This is a genomic window from Streptomyces sp. cf386 (assembly GCF_900103585.1).
Lineage (GTDB): Bacteria > Actinomycetota > Actinomycetes > Streptomycetales > Streptomycetaceae > Streptomyces.
Genome location: NZ_FNHV01000003.1, coordinates 350,365 through 370,144 on the forward strand (window position 1 = coordinate 350,365; position 19,780 = coordinate 370,144).

16 protein-coding genes are annotated in these 19,780 nt (G+C 70.0%); 5 read left to right on the top strand and 11 right to left on the bottom strand.

Features of this window, described 5'->3' with window-relative positions:
• Positions 1–124: 124 nt before the first annotated feature.
• Positions 125–2,296 (bottom strand): serine/threonine-protein kinase, encoded by a 2,172-nt coding sequence (locus tag BLU79_RS09440; RefSeq protein ID WP_093905205.1) that lies wholly within the window; start codon positions 2,294–2,296, stop codon positions 125–127.
• A 195-nt stretch (positions 2,297–2,491) separates the two neighbouring features.
• Between BLU79_RS09440 and BLU79_RS09445 the strand changes: the two genes are divergently transcribed.
• On the top strand, positions 2,492–3,574 hold the full coding sequence (locus BLU79_RS09445) for a serine hydrolase domain-containing protein (RefSeq protein WP_093905206.1): 1,083 nt from the start codon (positions 2,492–2,494) through the stop codon (positions 3,572–3,574).
• A 67-nt stretch (positions 3,575–3,641) separates the two neighbouring features.
• Here BLU79_RS09445 and BLU79_RS09450 read toward each other — a convergent pair whose 3' ends face one another.
• Positions 3,642–5,348, bottom strand: coding sequence for a glycerol-3-phosphate dehydrogenase/oxidase (locus BLU79_RS09450; RefSeq protein WP_093905207.1), 1,707 nt, complete (start codon positions 5,346–5,348; stop codon positions 3,642–3,644).
• A gap of 262 nt (positions 5,349–5,610) precedes the next feature.
• On the opposite strand from BLU79_RS09450, the gene BLU79_RS09455 reads away from it, so the two are divergent.
• Positions 5,611–6,819 (top strand): nucleotide sugar dehydrogenase, encoded by a 1,209-nt coding sequence (locus BLU79_RS09455; protein WP_093905208.1) that lies wholly within the window; start codon positions 5,611–5,613, stop codon positions 6,817–6,819.
• Positions 6,820–7,400: 581 nt separating this feature from the next.
• On the opposite strand, the gene BLU79_RS09460 is transcribed toward BLU79_RS09455, so the two are convergent.
• The 4 genes from BLU79_RS09460 to BLU79_RS09475 all read right to left on the bottom strand — a co-directional run bounded on the left by BLU79_RS09460 (position 7,401) and on the right by BLU79_RS09475 (position 11,820).
• Complete coding sequence (locus BLU79_RS09460) at positions 7,401–8,525, bottom strand: GuaB3 family IMP dehydrogenase-related protein (RefSeq protein ID WP_093905209.1); 1,125 nt, start codon at positions 8,523–8,525, stop codon at positions 7,401–7,403.
• A gap of 105 nt (positions 8,526–8,630) precedes the next feature.
• Positions 8,631–10,136 (bottom strand): IMP dehydrogenase, encoded by a 1,506-nt coding sequence (guaB, locus tag BLU79_RS09465; RefSeq protein ID WP_093905210.1) that lies wholly within the window; start codon positions 10,134–10,136, stop codon positions 8,631–8,633.
• 166 nt (positions 10,137–10,302) lie between these two features.
• The gene (locus BLU79_RS09470) at positions 10,303–10,890 is read right to left on the bottom strand and encodes a sigma-70 family RNA polymerase sigma factor (RefSeq protein WP_093905211.1); all 588 of its coding nucleotides are present in this window, start codon (positions 10,888–10,890) and stop codon (positions 10,303–10,305) included.
• 318 nt (positions 10,891–11,208) lie between these two features.
• On the bottom strand, positions 11,209–11,820 hold the full coding sequence (locus tag BLU79_RS09475; RefSeq protein WP_003948568.1) for a response regulator transcription factor: 612 nt from the start codon (positions 11,818–11,820) through the stop codon (positions 11,209–11,211).
• Positions 11,821–12,201: 381 nt separating this feature from the next.
• Here BLU79_RS09475 and BLU79_RS09480 point away from each other — a divergent pair, with 381 nt between their 5' ends.
• On the top strand, positions 12,202–12,531 hold the full coding sequence (locus BLU79_RS09480; protein WP_093905212.1) for a WhiB family transcriptional regulator: 330 nt from the start codon (positions 12,202–12,204) through the stop codon (positions 12,529–12,531).
• 47 nt (positions 12,532–12,578) lie between these two features.
• Here BLU79_RS09480 and BLU79_RS09485 read toward each other — a convergent pair whose 3' ends face one another.
• A complete protein-coding gene (locus BLU79_RS09485; RefSeq protein WP_093905213.1) occupies positions 12,579–13,484 on the bottom strand; it encodes a LysR family transcriptional regulator in 906 nt (301 codons plus the stop codon).
• 198 nt (positions 13,485–13,682) lie between these two features.
• Here BLU79_RS09485 and BLU79_RS09490 point away from each other — a divergent pair, with 198 nt between their 5' ends.
• Together BLU79_RS09490 and BLU79_RS09495 are read left to right on the top strand one after the other, a co-directional pair.
• Positions 13,683–14,456: an SDR family NAD(P)-dependent oxidoreductase gene (locus BLU79_RS09490; RefSeq protein WP_093905214.1), complete on the top strand. Its 774-nt coding sequence runs from the start codon at positions 13,683–13,685 to the stop codon at positions 14,454–14,456.
• A gap of 89 nt (positions 14,457–14,545) precedes the next feature.
• Positions 14,546–15,238: an ester cyclase gene (locus tag BLU79_RS09495; protein ID WP_093905215.1), complete on the top strand. Its 693-nt coding sequence runs from the start codon at positions 14,546–14,548 to the stop codon at positions 15,236–15,238.
• Positions 15,239–15,307: 69 nt separating this feature from the next.
• Here the strand turns inward: BLU79_RS09495 and groL are convergent, their stop codons facing one another.
• The 4 genes from groL to BLU79_RS09515 form a co-directional block, all read right to left on the bottom strand.
• On the bottom strand, positions 15,308–16,933 hold the full coding sequence (gene groL / locus BLU79_RS09500; RefSeq protein WP_093905216.1) for a chaperonin GroEL: 1,626 nt from the start codon (positions 16,931–16,933) through the stop codon (positions 15,308–15,310).
• A gap of 119 nt (positions 16,934–17,052) precedes the next feature.
• Positions 17,053–17,361 (bottom strand): co-chaperone GroES, encoded by a 309-nt coding sequence (gene groES, locus BLU79_RS09505; RefSeq protein ID WP_003998759.1) that lies wholly within the window; start codon positions 17,359–17,361, stop codon positions 17,053–17,055.
• A gap of 327 nt (positions 17,362–17,688) precedes the next feature.
• On the bottom strand, positions 17,689–18,528 hold the full coding sequence (locus tag BLU79_RS09510) for a polysaccharide deacetylase family protein (protein ID WP_093905506.1): 840 nt from the start codon (positions 18,526–18,528) through the stop codon (positions 17,689–17,691).
• Between the two features lie 44 nt (positions 18,529–18,572).
• Positions 18,573–19,589, bottom strand: coding sequence for a polysaccharide deacetylase family protein (locus tag BLU79_RS09515; protein WP_256333227.1), 1,017 nt, complete (start codon positions 19,587–19,589; stop codon positions 18,573–18,575).
• Between the last annotated feature and the right edge of the window lie 191 nt (positions 19,590–19,780).

Below are 19,780 nucleotides of genomic sequence, written 5' to 3' on the forward strand. Positions count from 1 at the left end.
CGGTCCGCAATCATTCACGATACGTGCCAGAGGCAACCCGCAAAGAGGGTTGCCGGATCTCACGGCTCAAACCCGGCCGCCGCAACCCCTGGCCCTCGCAACCCCGAACCGGGACCAGCTCACTTCACGACTTCGGCCGGAACGATTCCGTCAGCGTCCGCCACGTCTTCTTGCGCAGCTCACTGTCCCAATTCGCGCTCTTCGCGGTGTACATCAGCGCATATCCGAGTCGGTCGTTCACGACGAAGCCACGGTCGATCGTCCGGTACTTCGTACCGTTCTCGACATAGGTGAACTCCCAGTCGGCCGTGTTCCAACTGCGGTAGTCCACCTTCTCTATGCGGATCATCTTGTACTGGGAGCGCGTCATGTACTGCTCCTGGTCCTTCCAGTCCGCCACCGGGTCGCCCTTCGGCGTGGTCGTCCAGGCGACGAGCAGCTTCTGCCCTTCAGGCCCGGTGAAGCGGTCCCCCGCCGACCCCGTGCTCTGGAACTTCCATCCCTCGGGCAGCCCGATCGAGTACCCCTGGCTCCCCTTGTGGGTCGACGCGACCCCGCTGTCGCTCCCGGATCCGGCCTCGGCCCCGCTCCCACCGCTCGCGCTCGCCCCGGCGCTCGGCGTGCCACCGGCCTCCGCCCCGGAACCCTTCCCCGTACTCGCGGACGGGGACGCGGCACCGTCCGTGTGCGTACCGCTGTCCTTGTCCTTCTTGGTGCCGGCACTCGCGTCGGCCGAAGCCTTGGCGGCCCCGCCACCGCTCGCCGACGCCTTCGAGCCGTCGTTACCGTTGAAGGCGATGGCCAGCACCACTCCGATCACGGCGAGCGCCACGACCACCGCGATGATCACCAGCGTCCGCTTCGGCACCACATCGGTCAGCGGCGCCCTCGGCGCAGGCCGCGGCGGCAGATCCGGCGGCGTCATCACGGGCCACCCCGAACTCCGCCCCTCACTCTGCCCGTTCGCCGCCTTGCCATCACGCCCACCGGCACCGGCACTGCCACCGGCACCGGCACCGGCACTTGCCGCAGCCCCGGCAGCCGACTTGGACCCGGCCCCGGACGACCGCCCCGAAGTCCCCTCCCCCGACGACGCCTTGGCCCCGCCCACTCCCGTGGACGACCCACCGGCCGCACTCTCGCGGCCACCCTGCGCGCCGGCCCCCGAAACAGCCGTCTCACTCCCGGACTTGTCGCTCCCGGACTTGGCACGAGCCGCAGCCGCCCCGGCCGCCCCCGCACTCACCGCGGCCTTCCGCACGGACCGCAGCGCCCCGCGCAACCGCTCCCCGGCCTCCTCGCCCCGCTTGCCACCGGATCCGGATCCGCTACCCGCACCCGAACGCCTCTTGCTCTCAGGCGCATCGGGCTGCGGCGGCAACGGCACGACCTTCGTCGCGTCCACCGGCTCCGGCTCGTCCTTCGGCTCGGGCGCATGGATGACGGCGTTGAGCATCACCCGCGCACCGGCGTCGTCGAGCCGCTTGGCGGGGTCCTTGGTGAGCAGGCCGTAGATGACGTCCTTCAGCGGTCCCGCGTTCTTCGGCTCCTCCAGCGGCTCGGTCATCACCGCCGTGAGCGTGGCGATGGCGGAGCCCTTGTCGTAGGGCGGCGCACCCTCGACCGACGCGTACAACAGACCGCCCAGCGACCAGAGGTCGGCCGCCGGGCCCGGCTTGTGGCCGCGGGCCCGTTCCGGGGAGATGTAGGAGGGCGCGCCGACGAGCATGCCGGTCGAGGTGATGGAGGGGTCGCCCTCGACCTGGGCGATACCGAAGTCGGTGAGCACGACCCGGTCGGTGTCGGACTCCAGCAGCACGTTCGACGGCTTCACGTCGCGGTGCAGGATGCCCTCGCGGTGCGCGGACCGCAGCACGTCGAGGATGGCCAGGCCGACCTCGGCCGCCCGCTTGGGCTCCAGGAGGCCGTCCTCACGGATGACCTCGGCGAGCGACTTGCCCTCGACGAGCTCCATCACGATCCACGGCCGGTCGTCCTCCTCGACGACGTCGAACACCGTCACCGCACTGTTGTTGCGGATCCGCGCGATCGCCTTGGCCTCACGCAACGTGCGCGTGATCAGCCGCCGCTTCTCCTCCTCGTCGATGTTCGACGGGAACCGCAGCTCCTTGACCGCGACCGTCCGCCCCAGGGTTTCGTCCTCGGCACGCCACACCGTGCCCATGCCGCCCCGGCCGAGCACACCGCCCAGCCGATACCGCCCCGCGAGGAGACGCTCGTGGTTGTCCTGACGAGTGTCCTGACGAGATGTCCCCGCCCGCTCCGCCTCCGACATGCGTCCCCTCATACAACCCGCCCTGACAGAGCCTCCATTGTCTCTCACCCGACAAGTGCCCTACGCCCAGGGTGCCCCTGGCCCCACGACGTCACCGCACGACCCGCCCCTCCCGTCCCCCGTTACACCCGAGCCCCACTGAATCTCACATTCCGCTAACCGGCATGATGGGCCGCGGCAAGGGAAGGAACCCGCATGGCACGACCGGCGACGCCACTGTTTCGGACGCTTTTGGGCACTTCCGTGTCCGTCTCCCTCCTCGGTCTGGTGTCCACGGCACTCCTCGGTCTGGCCCCGATCGCCTCGTCGGCACCTTCACCCAGGCCGTCGGGCGCTTTCCTCCCTCAACTCCTGGCCAAGGGCAAGGCCCCGGCCGCGGCTTTGCTGGCCCGCGACGAGACCGGCACCCGCTATGCCCAGGCCGGCCAGGGCATCGCCCTCACCGACCACTTCCGCGCCGGCAGCATCACGAAGAGCTTCATCGCGACGGTCGTCCTGCAACTGGCCGCCGAAGGACAGCTGTCCCTCTCCGACACGGTGGAGCGGTATCTGCCGGGCCTGGTACGCGGGGCGGGCAACGACGGGCGCGCGCTGACCCTTCGTTCCCTGCTGACCCACACCAGCGGCCTGTACGACTTCACCACCGAGACCGGGGGCACCGTCCCCGTCACCCCGCTTCAGGCCGTCCGCATAGCACTCACCCACCCCCCTGCCGAACGCGGCAGCTTCTCCTACTCGAACACCAACTACGTGCTGCTCGGCCTGGTCATCGAGCACGTCACCGGCCGCTCCTACGCCGCCGAGGCCGAGCGCCGCATCATCGCTCCGCTGGGTCTGACCGGCACCTCCTTCCCTGGATCCCGCACGTCTCTCCCCTTCCCGCACGGCCGCGCCTACGCCACCGACGGGACCGATGTCACCGAGCTCGACCCGCGGATGGCCGGCGCCGCGGGCGAACTGGTGACCACGCTCGCCGACCTCGACCGCTTCTACTCCGCGCTGCTCGCCGGCCGGCTGCTGCCCCCGCACTGGCTGCGCGAGATGCTCGACACCCGTGCCGCACATGGCTCGTACGGCATGGGGCTCTTTCCCGTGAAGTTGCCGTGCGGCACCGTCGTATGGGGGCACAACGGGCGCATCTCCGGCAGCTACGTGCGCTCCGCGGCCACCGTCGGCGGTCGTCGTGTCCTGACATTCCGGGTGAACACGACGGCGATCGCAGATCCCGGTCTCGAACCCCGGCTGCTCGCCGCCGAGTTCTGCCCTCGCACCAGATAGAACGGCCGAGGTCCGAGCAGAGATCCCCATTCCCGTCACCCTTCCGAGTGACGTTCTCCCAGCGGACCTACAACGGCACGATGTCCGGCGCCCCCAACCGCGCCGCGTCCGCCGTCAGGTCGTCCGGCTGTCGCTGCGACTCCCGCTCGGCCTCCACCCTCTTCTCGTAGTGCTGGATCTCGCGCTCGATGTGGTCCTTGTCCCAGCCCAGCACCGGCGCCATCAGCTCGGCCGCCTCGCGGGCGCACCGCGTCCCCCGGTCGAACGTCTCGATCGAGATGCGCGTCCGCCGCGTCAGCACGTCGTCCAGATGCCGCGCCCCTTCGTGCGAGGCGGCGTACACGATCTCGGCGCGCAGATAGTCGTCGGCGGACTGGAGCGGTTCGCCGAGCGCGGCATCCGCGGCGATGAGCTCGAGCACCTCCTCGGCCAGCGCCCCGTACCGGTTCAACAGGTGCTCCACCCGCACCACATGAATCCCTGTCCGCGCCGCGATCCGCGCCCGTGCGTTCCACAGCGCGCGGTACCCCTCGGCGCCCACCAGCGGAATGTCCTCCGTGACGCACTCGGCGACCCGCATGTCGAGCCCGTGCACGGCCGCGTCCACCGCGTCCTTGGCCATCACCCGGTACGTCGTGTACTTGCCGCCGGCCACGACGACGAGCCCGGGCACGGGGTGCGCCACGGTGTGCTCGCGCGACAGTTGGCTGGTGGCGTCCGACTCGCCGGCGAGCAGGGGCCGCAGTCCGGCGTACACACCCTCCACGTCGTCGCGGGTCAGGGGCACCGCGAGCACCGAGTTCACGTGTTCCAGCAGGTAGTCGATGTCGGCGCTGGACGCTGCAGGGTGGGCCTTGTCGAGGTCCCAGTCGGTGTCGGTCGTGCCGACGATCCAGTGCCGGCCCCAGGGGATGACGAACAGCACGGACTTCTCGGTGCGCAGGATCAGGCCCGTCGTGGAGTGGATGCGGTCCTTGGGGACGACCAGGTGGATGCCCTTGGAGGCGCGGACGTGGAACTGCCCGCGCTCCCCCACCATCGACTGGGTGTCGTCGGTCCACACACCGGTGGCGTTGACGATCTGCTGGGCGCGGATCTCGTACTCCCCGCCCCCCTCGACGTCCTGCACCCGGGCCCCGACGACGCGTTCGCCCTCGCGCAGGAACCCGGTCACGCGCGCGCGGTTGGCGACCTTCGCGCCGTAGGCCGCAGCCGTACGGACGAGGGTGGCCACATAGCGTGCGTCGTCCATCTGCGCGTCGTAGTACTGCAGGGCACCGACCAGCGCCTCCTTCTTCAGGGCGGGGGCGACCTGAAGGGCGTGGCGGCGGCTCAGGTGGCGGTGCAGGGGCAGGCCCCGGCCATGGGTGCGGGCCATCGACATCGCGTCGTAGAGCAGGACACCGCACCCCGCGTAGAGCCGCTCCCAGCCCTTGTACTGCAGGGGATACAGAAAGGGGACCGGCTTCACCAGATGGGGAGCCAGCCGCTCCAGCAGGAGCCCGCGCTCCTTCAGCGCCTCCCGTACGAGTGCGAAGTCGAGCATCTCCAGATAGCGCAGGCCGCCATGGATCAGCTTGCTGGACCTGCTGGATGTGCCCGAGGCCCAGTCACGGGCCTCGACCAAGCCGGTGGACAGTCCTCGGGTCGCCGCGTCGAGGGCGGTGCCCGCGCCCACGACGCCACCGCCCACGACCAGTAGGTCCAGCTCGCGCTCGGCCATTGCCGCCAGTGACTCGGCGCGCTCCGCCGGCCCCAGTGTCGCTGTCCTCACCGCTGCCTCCCGCTCATCGGTCGCGTAGGCCGCACCCGTCGGGCGAAGCCCGGTTCGTACCCCCCATTCCCAAATTCTGACCGGGTTGCCCGACTTCAGCCACTACTCACCCCCAGCCTGTGGACAACACACAAGGAAACGCGATCATTCAATCCAGCAAATCGGTCATATTTACTCCTAGTCTGACATTGCGCCCCCTCGTTCTGTCCACAGCGCTTGCGCACCTGCCCCGCTTCGGTTATTGGGAAGGACGGCCTACGCCATGCCCTCAGATCTCGCCGTCATCGGACTGGGCCCATACGGCCTGCCGCTGGCCAAGGCCGCCGTCGCCGCCGGCATCCCCACGCTCGGTTACCGGACCGGACCCGATTCCGCCTCCCTCAGCCCCGCCGAACTGCGCCGGATGCTCTCGGGGGGCTTCCGGCACGCCACCAGCCCCGCCGAGCTCGGCCGCGTACGCACCGCCGTCATCTGCCCGCCGACCCCGCAGGGCGCGGACGGCGGGCTCGATCTGAGCCAGATGGAGACGGCCGCCCGCACCCTGGCCGAAAGGCTGCGCCCGCACACCACCGTCATCCTGGAGTCGCCCGTCCCCCCGGGCACCACCGAGAACGTCCTGCGCCCGCTCCTCGAAGAGGGCTCGGGACTGCGCGCAGGCCGCGACTTCCACCTGGCCTACTCCCCCAGCCGCGTCGACCCCGGCAACCGCGACTTCACGCCCGCCAACACCCCCAAGGTCATCGGCGGCCTCACCCCTGCGTGCACCGAGTCGGCGGCCGCCTTCTACGGCCGTCTCACAGACAAGGTGGTACGCGCGCGTGGCGTGCGCGAGGCAGAGACCGTGCAGGTGCTGGAGACCAACTTCCGGCACGTCAACATCGCCCTCGTCAACGAAATGGCCGTCCTCTGCCACGACTTGGGCATCGACGTGTGGGACGTCATCCGCTGCGCGGAGACCAAGCCGTTCGGCTTCCAGGCCTTCCGCCCCGGCCCCGGCGTCGGCGGCCACGCCGTCCCGCAGGACCTCACCGGCCCCGCCGGCCGCACCCTGCGCATGGTCGAGCTGGCCCAGCAGGTCAACGGCCAGATGCCCCGCTACGTCATCCAGCGCGCCGCCACGCTCCTCAACGAGCACGGCAAGTCCGTGCGCGGCGCCCGCATCCTCCTCCTCGGCGTCACCTACAAGCCCGATGTCGCCGACCAGCAGTCCACGCCCGCCCACGAGGTTGCGACCCGCCTGCTGGAGCTGGGCGCCTGCATCAGCTTCCACGACCCCCACGTCGCCTCCTGGAGCGTCCTGGACCGCCCGGTACCGCGCGCGGACGCGCTGTACGAGGCGGTCGCGGAGGCCGACCTGACGATCCTGCTTCAGCAGCATCGGACGTATGACTTGCAGGGGCTGTCGGTGAAGGCGCAGCTGTTGCTGGACACGCGGGGGGCGGCGCCTACGGGGGCGGCGCATCGGTTGTGAACGGGGGCGCGTGGGGTGCGTGAGCCTCCGGGGTTGGTGCCGTGGGGCATTCTGCGCCGGTACCGTGTGGAGCAGGTGGAGCCCATGCAGCGGGTAATGCAGCACTGCGAAGGCTCCTGGGAACTGATCGGAGTGTGCCCCTACTTCTCTTGGGGGCGGCCGCTCACCAGCCGTAAATCCACAAGATGCACCTCCTCCGGAACTTCACCAGCCGAAGCCAAGTGCGATCCCAGCGGGTGGGCTTGCGGTGACGGCCCATGGGCGCGTCCCCTTCCACGATGCCGCCCATTGACCCGGTAGGCGGTCCGTCTGGAGCTCGGGCCGGGCCCCGAGGGCCGGGGTCCGGAACATCTCCTTGGAAGGGGGCGCCCCGGAGAACGGGACGCCGATCACGGGCACTACCGACTCCCTACGCCCGTTCGGCCCGCATTCGCCCCAAACGCAACCACGCGCCCCCTCCGGCACAACACGCCCCCGCCCAAGCCCACTTGGGCACGCAAAAGGGCCGGTCACCCCACCCGGAGTGACCGGCCCTTCCCTGACGTAGACGACGCAGACGCAGCGGCGTAGCCGCGTAACGCCTACCGCATGTGCTGCGAGTCCGCGACCGTCACCTCGACCCGCTGGAACTCCTTCAGCTCGCTGTACCCGGTCGTGGCCATGGCCCGCCGCAGGGCTCCGAAGAAGTTCATCGAGCCGTCGGGAGTGTGCGACGGACCCGTCAGCACCTCCTCGATCGTGCCGACCGTGCCCAGGTCGACCTTCTTGCCGCGCGGCAGATCCTCGTTGACCGCCTCCATGCCCCAGTGGTTCCCCTTGCCCGGCGCATCCGTGGCGCGGGCGAGCGGGGAGCCCATCATGATGGCGTCCGCGCCGCAGGCGATCGCCTTGGGCAGGTCGCCGGACCAGCCGACGCCGCCGTCCGCGATCACGTGCACGTACCGGCCGCCGGACTCGTCCATGTAGTCCCGGCGGGCCGCCGCCACGTCCGCGACCGCCGTGGCCATCGGGACCCGGATGCCGAGGACGTTGCGCGTGGTGTGCGCGGCGCCGCCGCCGAAGCCGACCAGGACGCCCGCCGCGCCGGTGCGCATCAGGTGCAGGGCGGCGGTGTACGTGGCGCAGCCGCCGACGATCACCGGGACGTCGAGCTCGTAGATGAACTGCTTCAGGTTCAGCGGCTCGTGCGAGGACGAGACGTGCTCCGCCGAGACCGTGGTGCCGCGGATGACGAAGATGTCCACGCCCGCGTCGACGACCGCCTTGGAGAACTGGGCCGTGCGCTGCGGGGAGAGCGCCGCCGCGGTGACCACGCCCGAGTCGCGCACCTCCTTGATGCGCTGCCCGATCAGCTCCTCCTTGATGGGAGCGGCGTAGATCTCCTGGAGGCGGCGCGTGGCGGCCTCGGTGGGCAGTCCGGCGATCTCGTCGAGCAGCGGCTGCGGGTCCTCGTACCGCGTCCACAGGCCTTCGAGGTTCAGCACGCCGAGGCCGCCGAGCTCGCCGATGCGGATCGCGGTGGCCGGAGAGACGACCGAGTCCATGGGGGCGGCCAGGAAGGGCAGCTCGAAGCGGTAGGCGTCGATCTGCCAGGCGATCGAGACCTCCTTCGGGTCCCGCGTACGGCGGCTGGGGACGACGGCGATGTCGTCGAAGGCGTACGCCCGGCGGCCGCGCTTGCCGCGCCCGATCTCGATCTCAGTCACGTCTGTGGCCTTTCCCTGATGCGTTCAGCGTCTTCCAGTATCGCCGACGGGCACGGCAAGGGCGGCCCCGGTGCTTCCGGGGCCGCCCTTCGCGATGCCTGGCGACTACTTGCTGCGGCTGTAGTTCGGCGCCTCGACCGTCATCTGGATGTCGTGCGGGTGGCTCTCCTTGAGGCCCGCGGAGGTGATCCGCACGAAGCGGCCCTTGGTCTCCATCTCGCCGATGGTCGCCGCGCCCACGTAGCCCATGGTCTGGCGCAGACCGCCGACGAGCTGGTGCAGCACGTTGGCCAGCGGGCCGCGGTAGGGCACCTGGCCCTCGATGCCCTCGGGCACGAGCTTGTCGTCGGAGGCGACCTCGGCCTGGAAGTAGCGGTCCTTCGAGTACGACCTGCCCTGGCCACGCGACTGCATGGCGCCCAGGGAGCCCATGCCGCGGTACGACTTGAACTGCTTGCCGTTGATGAAGAGCAGCTCGCCCGGGGACTCCTCGCAGCCCGCGAGCAGCGAGCCCAGCATCACGGTGTCGGCGCCGGCGGCGAGCGCCTTGCCGATGTCGCCGGAGTACTGCAGGCCGCCGTCGCCGATCAGCGGGATGCCCGCGGGGCGGGCGGCGAGGGAGGCCTCGTAGATGGCGGTGACCTGCGGGACGCCGATGCCGGCGACCACGCGGGTCGTACAGATCGAACCGGGGCCCACGCCGACCTTGATGCCGTCGACACCGGCATCGATCAGCGCCTGGGCGCCGTCACGGGTGGCGACGTTGCCGCCGATCACATCGACGCCCACGCTGGACTTGATCTTCGACATCCAGCTGAGGGCGTTGCTGTTGTGGCCGTGCGAGGTGTCGACGACCAGGAAGTCCACCCCGGCCTCGGCGAGCGCCTGGGCCCGCTCCAGGGCCTCGGGGCTGGCGCCGACGGCGGCACCGACGAGGAGGCGGCCCTCGGAGTCCTTGGCGGCGTTGGGGTACTTCTCCGCCTTGACGAAGTCCTTGACGGTGATGAGGCCCTTGAGGACGCCCGCCTCGTCGACCAGGGGAAGCTTCTCGATCTTGTGGCGGCGCAGCAGCTCCATCGCGTCGCTGCCGGAGATGCCGACCTGGCCGGTGACCAGCGGCATCGGCGTCATGACCTCGCGCACCTGACGGCTGCGGTCGCTCTCGAAGGCCATGTCCCGGTTGGTGACGATGCCGAGCAGCTTGCCGGCCGGGTCCGTGACGGGGACGCCGCTGATCCGGAACTTGGCGCACAGGGCGTCGGCCTCGGCGAGGGTCGCCTCCGGGTGCACCGTGATCGGGTCGGTGACCATGCCGGACTCGGACCGCTTCACCAGGTCGACCTGGTTGACCTGGTCCTCGACGGAGAGGTTGCGGTGCAGCACGCCGACGCCGCCGAGGCGGGCCATCGCGATCGCCATGCGGGACTCGGTCACCTTGTCCATGGCGGCCGAGAGGAGGGGGATGTTCACCCGGACGTTGCGGGAGATGCGGGACGAGGTGTCGACCGCGTTGGGGAGCACCTCGGATGCGCCCGGCAGCAGCAGCACGTCGTCGTAGGTCAGCCCGAGAGTCGCGAATTTTCCGGGCACTCCGTCGACGTTGGCAGTCATGACACCTTCCCCAAATGGCCTTGATCGGTGCGGATGTCCATGCTAACGGGAAGCAGGGCTCGCAAATTCCACGGTTCTGGCCCACCCCGGGCTTCGTATGTTCGTACGGAACCGGGGTGAGGCCTGTTCACTTGGGGGCGCACTCAAGGGAGCGCTAGGGGGAGCGCTACTGCTCCGCCAGCGCCCGCAGCCTGCTCAGCGCCCTGTGCTGGGCAACCCGGACCGCACCGGGTGACATTCCCAACATCTGACCCGTCTCTTCCGCGGTCAACCCCACCGCGATCCTCAGCAGCAACAGCTCCCGCTGGTTCTCGGGGAGGTTGGCCAGCAGCTTCTTTGCCCACTCGGCGTCGCTGCTCAGCAACGCCCTCTCCTCCGGGCCGAGGGAGTCGTCCGGGCGTTCCGGCATCTCGTCGGACGGAACCGCCGTCGAGCCGGGGTGTCGCATCGCCGCCCGCTGCAGGTCGGCCACCTTGTGCGCGGCGATCGCGAAGACGAACGCCTCGAAGGGGCGGCCGGTGTCCCGGTAGCGCGGCAGCGCGAGCAGGACGGCGACGCAGACCTCCTGCGCGAGGTCCTCCACGAAGTGCCGCGCGTCGCCCGGCAGGCGGGACAGCCGGGTGCGGCAGTAGCGCAGCGCCAGGGGGTGGACGTGGGCGAGCAGGTCGTGTGTGGCCTGCTCGTCTCCGTCGACGGCGCGATGGACGAGTGCACCGATCGCCCCTGCGGCACTCGCCGCCTCGTCGTCGCGCATCGGTCCATGGTGCCTTGCGGCCGTAAGGTCCGTGGCATCGCGCCCGTTGTTGTGCACCGAAGCGTTATGAGCAAGTGCGCCGGAACTCATCCCCTGCGCCCTCCCCTTCCGCTCGACCGACTCGTCCCCGAGAGACTCCACATCTCAAGGATGCGGCATCCGCGCCGAAACGAGCACCGGGCACCGACAGAGCCACTTGGCCGACCTGGCACCCGCGCCCCCAAAGGGGCGCGGGCCGAGACATCATGCGGCTCCGCCGCGTGGGCGCGACCAGCCACAAACGACCCGCACACAGCAACGGCCCACAGGACCGAGCTCTCAGCGAACCAGACCCCACCGGAATCCGAGCGCCACGGCGTGCGCCCGGTCCGACGCACCGAGCTTCTTGAACAACCGCCGGGCATGCGTCTTCACGGTGTCCTCGGACAGGAACAGCTCCCGACCGATCTCGGCGTTCGAGCGGCCGTGGCTCATACCCTCGAGCACCTGGATCTCACGCGCCGTAAGCGTCGGCGCCGCACCCATCTCGGCGGACCGCAGCCGCCGCGGGGCCAGTCGCCAGGTCGGATCGGCAAGGGCCTGCGTGACGGTCGCCCGCAGCTCCGCTCGCGAGGCGTCCTTGTGAAGGTAGCCCCGCGCGCCCGCGGCGACCGCGAGGGCCACGCCGTCCAGGTCCTCGGCGACGGTGAGCATGATGATGCGCGCACCGGGGTCGGCGGACAGCAGCCGCCGTACGGTCTCGACGCCGCCCAGACCGGGCATGCGTACGTCCATCAGGATCAGGTCCGAGCGGTCGGCGCCCCAGCGGCGGAGGACTTCCTCGCCGTTGGCCGCCGTCGTCACGCGCTCGACACCGGGCACGGTCGCGACCGCGCGGCGGAGCGCCTCTCGGGCAAGCGGGGAGTCGTCGCAGACGAGGACGGATGTCATGGCCGCCCTCCGCAGCTGATGCACGTCACCTTGAGCCTCCAGGCTGGTACGAAATCGTCACCTGTGCGGTCGACCGTCTCGGACGCCTGCCCGAGCGTGTATTCCTTCGACCGCCTCCGCCCTCTCAACGACGGTCACTCGAAAGAGTTACGGGGCCGTGTGCCATCTTCGGCACTCTACGTGAGGGGGCGGACACGGTGCAGACATGCACGACGGACCCACAACGTTTCATCACAACCCATGCCCCATTCAGCCCTTTTTCTTCCCATTTGTTGGCGTCTGAGGCTAGATTCGCAATGAGTCATATTTTCATCTCCTTAGATCGTAGATGTACGGTCGTGGACACCGTATCCGCCCAGAACGGCTACAAGGGGTCACGCAATGGCAGATTTCTCCCGCCTTCCCGGACCGAACGCGGACCTGTGGGACTGGCAGCTCCTGGCCGCCTGTCGCGGGGTGGACAGCTCGCTCTTCTTTCATCCGGAGGGTGAGCGCGGTGCGGCCCGGAGCGCTCGTGAGAACTCGGCCAAGGAGGTCTGCATGAGGTGCCCGGTGCGCGCGCAGTGCGCGGCGCACGCGCTGGCGGTTCGCGAACCGTACGGCGTCTGGGGCGGCCTGACCGAGGACGAGCGCGAGGAGCTCATGGGGCGGGCGCGCAACCGGCTGGTCGCGGCTGCGACGGCCGGCGGGGAGCCCGCCTCCCACAACTGAAGGAACGTTTCTTCAAGAGGGCACGCGCACGCGTACCCCCACGTTCGCTAGCGGGTGGCCGCGCGCGCCAGCTGCTCCAGCGTCACCGCCACGGCCGGCACCTGCGCCAGGTCGGGCAGGGTGAGCGCGACGATCTCCCGCCGGACCGCCGGCTCCAGCCGCACCATGCGCGCCCCCCGCGGCCGTACCGACTCGACGGCGAGCTGCGGCAGGACGGCCACGCCCAGGCCGGCGCCCACCAGACCGACGACCGCCGGATAGTCATCGGTGGCGAAGTCGATACGGGGCGTGAAGCCGGCGCTCTCGCACACCTCGATCAACTGGCCCCGGCAACGCGGGCATCCGGCGATCCACGGCTCGGCGGCGAGTTCCCCGATGGCGATGGAACCCGACGGCGCGGTGCGCGCGAGGCGGTGACGTTCGGGTACGAGGGCGACGAGCCGGTCGGTCAGCAGGGGGCGTACGACGAGGTCGTCCCACTCCCCTTCCTGGGCCGCACCCTCGTACCGGAAGGCAAGGGCCACGTCGTAGTCGCCCTCGCGCAGCAGCTCGACGGACTTCGGCGGCTCGGCCTCCTCCAGGGAGACGCGGGTGCCGGGGTGTGCGGCGCGCAGGGCGGCGAGGGCGGTCGGGACGAGGGTGGAGCTGCCGCTGGGGAAGGAGACGAGGCGGACGCGCCCGGCGCGCAGCCCGGCGATGGCGGCGACCTCCTCCTCGGCGGCGGTGAGTCCGGCGAGGATCCCGGCGGCGTGCCGCACCAGTGCCTCACCGGCCTGGGTCAGCCGCATCTCGCGACCGTTGCGGATCAGCAGGGGTGTGCCGACGGACGCCTCCAGGGCCTTCATCTGCTGGCTGACGGCGGGCTGGGTGCAGCCCAGCTCGCGCCCCGCCGCGGAGAACGAACCGGTGGCGGCGACAGCGCGCAGCACACGGAGATGACGAGCCTCGATCACGTCTTGAGCATAAGGCAGGCTTGGGGGCGCCCGGCATGTTCGGCGTCTGGCTTTGATGCATGTGGCTTTGATGCATGTGGCTTTGATGCGTGTGGCCGACAGGCGCTCGCAGGAGAGGTGTCTTCGCCAGGGCTTCACCGATCGGCGGGGCCTGTGCAGTAAGCGGATGTCCGCAGTCCGGGTCACTAATCTTGCGCCATGACAACGGCATTGATTACGGGATCGACCGCGGGCATCGGCGCCGCGTTCGCGCGGCGGCTGGCGGCTGACGGGCACGACCTCGTCCTGGTGGCCCGGGACACCAAGCGACTGCGCGAGCAGGCGACCGAGCTGCACGACCGCCACGGCATCGAGGCGGAGGTGCTGACGGCCGACCTCGCGGAGGACGCCGGCATCGAGACCGTCGCCGCCCGCCTCGGCGACCGCCGCAACCCCGTCGACCTGCTGATCAACAACGCCGGCTTCGGCAACAAGGGCCGCTACCTCGACGTCCCCATGGCCGACGAGCTGAAGATGCTCAAGGTGCACTGCGAGGCCGTACTGCGGCTGACGTCGGCGGCGACGGAGGCGATGCGGGAGCGGGGGCGGGGCGGTGTCGTGAACGTCGCCTCCGTGGCGGCCTTCGTGCCACGCGGGACGTACGGCGCGTCCAAGGCGTGGGTCGTGCAGTTCACGCAGGGGGCGGCGCGGGATCTGGCCGGGAGCGGGGTGCGGCTGATGGCGCTGTGCCCGGGGTTCGTGCGCACCGAGTTCCATGAGCGGGCCGGGATGGGGACGGACAACATTCCGGCGTGGATGTGGCTGGACGCGGACAAGCTGGTGGCGGCGGCGCTCGGGGACCTGGCACGCGGCAAGTCCCTCTCGATTCCGGATCCTCGGTACAAGGTGTTGCTGGGGGCGGCGAAGTTGGTGCCTCGCGGGATGCTCGGGGGGATCAGCTCCCGGACGGGGCGGAAGTACGGGCCGCAGTAGGAGAGTCGGCCCGACAGGCACGCCGCTCCTCCCGGCAGGAGAATGGTGCTGTCCAGCCGCGCCCAGGGGGACCGGGAGGCGACGAAGTCATGACCTTCGTGCAGCTCATCGACTGCAGGACCAGCCGCTTCGACGAGATGAACCGGCTGATGGACAGGTGGGTCGAGCAGACCAAGGGGAAGCGGACAGCGACGCACGACATCATCGGGAAGGACCGGTCGGACTCCGCGCACTTCATCGAGATCGTGGAGTTTCCGTCGTACGAGGAGGCGATGCGGAACTCGAATCTGCCCGAGACCGATCGGATCTTCCGGGAGATGATCGCGCTCTGTGAGGAGACGCCGACCTTCACCGATCTGGACGTCGTACGGGACGAGCAGTTGAACGTCCTGGCGGCGCGGGCCTTCTTCCAGGCGATGGGGAAGATGGCGCCGGAGGGCATCGGCGAGCACCTCACGGACGACTACGTGGATCACGATCCGTCATATCCGGAGCCCGTGCAGGGGATCGGCGGGGTGCAGGAGCAGTACGCGGGGTGGCGTGCCGCTTTCGACTTCACGTTCCGGATCGACGATCAGCTGGCGCAGGACGACCAGGTGTGCACCCGGTGGACGTGGGTCGCGCGGCACAAGGGTGAGTTCCTCGGGATCGCGGCGACCGGGCAGGACGTGACCATGCAGGGCATGACCTGGCAGCGGTTCCGGGGCGGCAGGATCTGCGAGAGCCGATGGCTCTACGACCGGGCGGGTCTGCTGGAGCAACTCGGGGTACTCGGTCAGTGATGCCCGCGAAGGGGAAGGCCCCGGTCCCGCGCGTGAGCGTGGGACCGGGGCCTTCTACGAGCGCTGGGCTCAGTGGGAGTGGCCGTGGCCGTGGCCCGCGGCGGCCGGCTCCTCCTCTTCCTTCTTCTCGACGACCAGGGTCTCGGTCGTGAGGAGGAGGGAGGCGATGGAGGCGGCGTTCTCCAGGGCGGAGCGGGTGACCTTGACCGGGTCGATGACGCCGGCCTTGACCAGGTCGCCGTACTCGCCGGTGGCGGCGTTGAAGCCCTGGCCCTTGTCGAGCTCGGCGACCTTGGAGGTGATGACGTAGCCCTCCAGGCCGGCGTTCTCGGCGATCCAACGCAGCGGCTCGACGACGGCGCGGCGGACGACGGCGACACCGGTGGCCTCGTCGCCGGTCTTGCCCAGACCGCCTTCGAGCACCTTCGCGGCGTGGACCAGCGCGGAGCCACCACCGGAGACGATGCCCTCCTCGACCGCGGCGCGGGTCGCGGAGATGGCGTCCTCCAGACGGTGCTTCTTCTCCTTCAGCTCCACCTCGGTGGCGGCGCCGACCTTGATCACGCACACGCCGCCGGCCAGCTTCGCGAGGCGCTCCTGGAGCTTCTCGCGGTCCCAGTCGGAGTCGGTGTTCTCGATCTCGGCCTTGATCTGGGCGACACGGCCCGTGACGTCCGCGGAGTCGCCGGCGCCGTCGACGACCGTGGTGTCGTCCTTGGTGACGGTGACGCGGCGGGCGCTGCCCAGCACGTCCAGGTCGGCCTGGTCGAGCTTGAGGCCGACCTCCTCGGAGATGACCGTGGCGCCGGTGAGGACCGCGAGGTCCTGCAGCATCGCCTTGCGGCGGTCACCGAAGCCGGGGGCCTTGACCGCGACCGCGTTGAAGGTGCCGCGGATCTTGTTGACGACCAGGGTCGACAGGGCCTCGCCGTCGACGTCCTCGGCGATGATCAGCAGCGGCTTGGAGGCACCCGACTGGATGACCTTCTCCAGCAGCGGCAGCAGGTCCTGGATGGAGGAGATCTTGCCCTGGTTGATGAGGATGTACGGGTCCTCCAGGACGGCCTCCATGCGCTCCTGGTCCGTCACGAAGTACGGCGACAGGTAGCCCTTGTCGAAGGCCATGCCCTCGGTGAAGTCCAGCTCCAGACCGAAGGTGTTGGACTCCTCGACGGTGATGACACCGTCCTTGCCGACCTTGTCCATCGCCTCGGCGATGAGCTCGCCGACCTGCTGGTCCTGGGCGGACAGCGCGGCGACGGCGGCGATGTCGGACTTCTCGTCGATCGGGCGGGCCGAGGCGAGGAGGTCCTCGGAGATGGCCGCGACGGCGGCGTCGATGCCCTTCTTGAGCGCGGCCGGGGAGGCACCCGCGGCGACGTTCTTCAGGCCCTCGCGGACCAGCGCCTGGGCGAGCACGGTGGCGGTGGTCGTACCGTCACCCGCGATGTCGTTGGTCTTGGTCGCCACCTCCTTCACCAGCTGTGCGCCGAGGTTCTCGTACGGGTCCTCGATCTCGACCTCACGGGCGATCGTGACACCGTCGTTGGTGATGGTGGGCGCGCCGAACTTCTTGTCGATGACGACGTTGCGGCCCTTGGGGCCGATCGTCACCTTGACCGTGTCGGCAAGCTTGTTGACGCCGCGCTCGAGGGCGCGACGGGCGTCCTCGTCGAACTTCAGGATCTTCGCCATGGGAGCGGTTCAGCCCTCTCGGAAAACGTGGGTGAAACGAACTGCGCCCCGGACGCCCGGCTTCATAAGGTCGCGGGGGCCCGGGGCGCAGCTCACAAGCAGAGAATGCTTGAAGTGAATTACTTCTCGATGATCGCGAGCACGTCGCGAGCCGAGAGGACGAGGTACTCCTCGCCGTTGTACTTCACCTCGGTGCCGCCGTACTTGCTGTACAGCACGATGTCGCCGGTCTTGACGTCGAGCGGCAGGCGCTCGCCGTTCTCGAAGCGGCCCGGGCCCACGGCCAGGACGACGCCCTCCTGGGGCTTCTCCTTGGCGGTGTCCGGGATGACCAGGCCAGAGGCGGTGGTCTGCTCGGCGTCGAGCGGCTGGACCACAATGCGGTCCTCGAGCGGCTTGATGGCAACCTTGGAGCTGGTGGTCGTCACGATCCGACCTCCCCCTTCGGAGATCTCACGGGGTTAACTGTCTGAGGTGGCGACCAGGTGGATCCGTCGTCGCGGGTGCCGGACCTGCCCGTCGCGTAGTTGGCACTCTCCAGTGGGGAGTGCCAGACCCGAGACTATGACCGGGATTAGCACTCGGTCAAGCGGACTGCTAATTCGCGGCGCTGGCCGGGCCGGGTTTTCTGGTGACCGGCGTTGCTGTGGCCGCCGTCCGGGGGCTGTGCCCCCAGACCCCCCTTTCGGCCTGAACGGCCCCGTCCTCAAGCGCCGGACGGGCTGGATATGGACGGCCGGCGCCGAAAGGATCCGCTAGACGTAGTCCTCCAAGCGGCCTACCGCCAATCCCCTCGTCTGGATCTCGCGCAGCAACCGTGTCGTGCGCTCCCTCAAGGTCAGGCCGGCCGGCTCACCCGAAGGGACCGAGACGATGTCGCCGGCGCGCAGGCGGTGGGGACCCTTCGCGTACGTCAGCCCGCCGTCGCCCTCCATCGCCGCCCGCCACAGCACCACCGCCGTCACCCCGCAGTCGGCCGCCGCGCGGAGAGTGGTGGCGTCGTAGGTGCCGTAGGGCGGGCGGAAGAGGTGGGGGCGGATGCCGAAGCGGGCGCGGAGTTTGTTCTGCTGGCCGCAGATCTCGGCTCGCTGGCCGGCGTACGGCAGACCGCGCAGGGCGGCGTGGTCGAGGGTGTGGTTCTGGATCGACGCGCCCACCGAGCGCAGGCGCGCGAAGTGGCCGTAGCCCGGGCCGGCCACGCTGTCCGTGAGGAACATGCTGACGGGCAGCCGCAGCTCGCGGACCATGTCGACGAAGCGGGGGTCCTTCTCGGCGCCGTCGTCGTAGGTGAGGAAGACGACCTTGGCGCGGGTGGGGACGCGGTCGACGACGGGCAGCGGGCCGCCCGCGCGCGGCGGCGGCCGACGGGCGGGCGGGGACGGGGGTGCGGGCAGCGGAGCGGTCAGGCCCCAGCGGCGGTACGGCTGTGCCGTGGGCGTCGCCCCCTTCGCCGCTGTGGGGGCCGGCCCTGTCGCCGGTCGTGCGTCATGCGTTTCCGTCCCGCCCGACCGGCCTCCTCCACCTCCGCCTCCACCTCGGCCGGGGTCGACCGGCCCGGTGGACTGGGCGCAGCCGGCGAGCAGGGCGTACGCCATGACGACGGCCGCCAGTACCCGCGCCCCCGCGCCCGGTCCCGACCTCACAGGTAGTCCTCCAGCCGGGCCACCGCATACCCCTCGGCCGTCACCTTGTTCAGGAATCGGCGGATCATGTCGGGCATTGTGCCCTTCCAGTCCCCCCTCCCCCGGAAGTGAGTGAGGACGATGTCACCCGGACGGATCTTCCGGTCCCACTCGCGGTACTCCCAGTGGTCGACGAAGACCTCCTCGTTCCACAGGGCGACGTACTCGATGCCGCAGTACTTCGCGGCGCGCAGGGTGTTCCTGTCGTAGTTGCCGAAGGGCGGACGGAAGAGCAGCGGGCGCCTGCCGTAGCGCTCCTCGATCACCTCCTGCATGCCGCAGATCTCACGCTTCTGGCGGAGGTAGGACAGGGCGGGGAGGTAGGGGTGGTGGAGGGTGTGGTTGTTCAGGGCCACGCCCTCTGCCTGCATCCGCTCGAAGTAGCCGTAGTCGTCCTTGATCAGGTAGTTGCTGAGGAAGGCGGTGTACGGCACCTGCAGGTCGCTCATCATCCGCAGGAACGCCGGGTCCTTCTCGGCGCCGTCGTCGATGGTGAGGAAGACGACCTTCTGCTTGGTGGGAACGGTCGTGAAGACCGGCGGGAGGCCGAGCGCCTCGTGGCCGCGGGCCTCGAAGCCCTTGCGCGTGGTGATCGTCGGCTTCCTGGCCGGGGGTGGCGGGGGCGTGAGCGGAACGCCGGCCAGACGCCAGCGCCTCGCGGCGGCGACCCGGGCGGCGTGGGCGGCTTGGGCGGACTGGAACTTCTTGGGCGGGGAGTCCTTGGCGTGCGGGTGCTGGGCCTGAGGGCCCTTGGCGTGCGGGTGCTGGGCCTGAGGGCCCTTGGCGTGCGGCTCCTTGGTGGCCGCACCTGCGGTGTCCGGGGCCGTGGTGGCGGCCGGCGACGGCGCCTTGAGGGGCTGTCGGCTCGAGGTGGGGCGTACGGGTTCGGATCCGCCGTGGCCGACCGGCGCGCAGCCCGAGGCGATGGCGGCAACGGCGAGAAGGGCGATACCGCCCCGCACCCGCGAACGCACGGCTGCCTGATGACCGTCCTGGCGACCGTGCCCTACGACTGCCCCATTGAGGCGACTTTTGTCATTTTGTCCTACTACTCGCATGGAGCCGGATCCTCGCAGCCACCCGCCCCGAAGCCGGGCCGACACCGCCACCGGGGGCAGACCATCCACCGACTGGCCCACATGAGGGGACGGGCTGCCGACTGGCC

Excerpts from the sequence above, each read along its gene's own strand:
- groL (WP_093905216.1), bottom strand. The coding sequence starts at position 16,933 with ATGGCGAAGATCCTGAAGTTCGACGAGGACGCCCGTCGCGCCCTCGAG.
- BLU79_RS09445 (WP_093905206.1), top strand. The coding sequence starts at position 2,492 with ATGGCACGACCGGCGACGCCACTGTTTCGGACGCTTTTGGGCACTTCC.
- BLU79_RS09480 (WP_093905212.1), top strand. The coding sequence starts at position 12,202 with ATGGCAGATTTCTCCCGCCTTCCCGGACCGAACGCGGACCTGTGGGAC.
- BLU79_RS09455 (WP_093905208.1), top strand. The coding sequence starts at position 5,611 with ATGCCCTCAGATCTCGCCGTCATCGGACTGGGCCCATACGGCCTGCCG.
- guaB (WP_093905210.1), bottom strand. The coding sequence starts at position 10,136 with ATGACTGCCAACGTCGACGGAGTGCCCGGAAAATTCGCGACTCTCGGG.
- BLU79_RS09495 (WP_093905215.1), top strand. The coding sequence starts at position 14,546 with ATGACCTTCGTGCAGCTCATCGACTGCAGGACCAGCCGCTTCGACGAG.
- BLU79_RS09470 (WP_093905211.1), bottom strand. The coding sequence starts at position 10,890 with ATGCGCGACGACGAGGCGGCGAGTGCCGCAGGGGCGATCGGTGCACTC.
- BLU79_RS09490 (WP_093905214.1), top strand. The coding sequence starts at position 13,683 with ATGACAACGGCATTGATTACGGGATCGACCGCGGGCATCGGCGCCGCG.
- BLU79_RS09440 (WP_093905205.1), bottom strand. The coding sequence starts at position 2,296 with ATGTCGGAGGCGGAGCGGGCGGGGACATCTCGTCAGGACACTCGTCAG.
- BLU79_RS09510 (WP_093905506.1), bottom strand. The coding sequence starts at position 18,528 with ATGGCGTACGCCCTGCTCGCCGGCTGCGCCCAGTCCACCGGGCCGGTC.
- BLU79_RS09475 (WP_003948568.1), bottom strand. The coding sequence starts at position 11,820 with ATGACATCCGTCCTCGTCTGCGACGACTCCCCGCTTGCCCGAGAGGCG.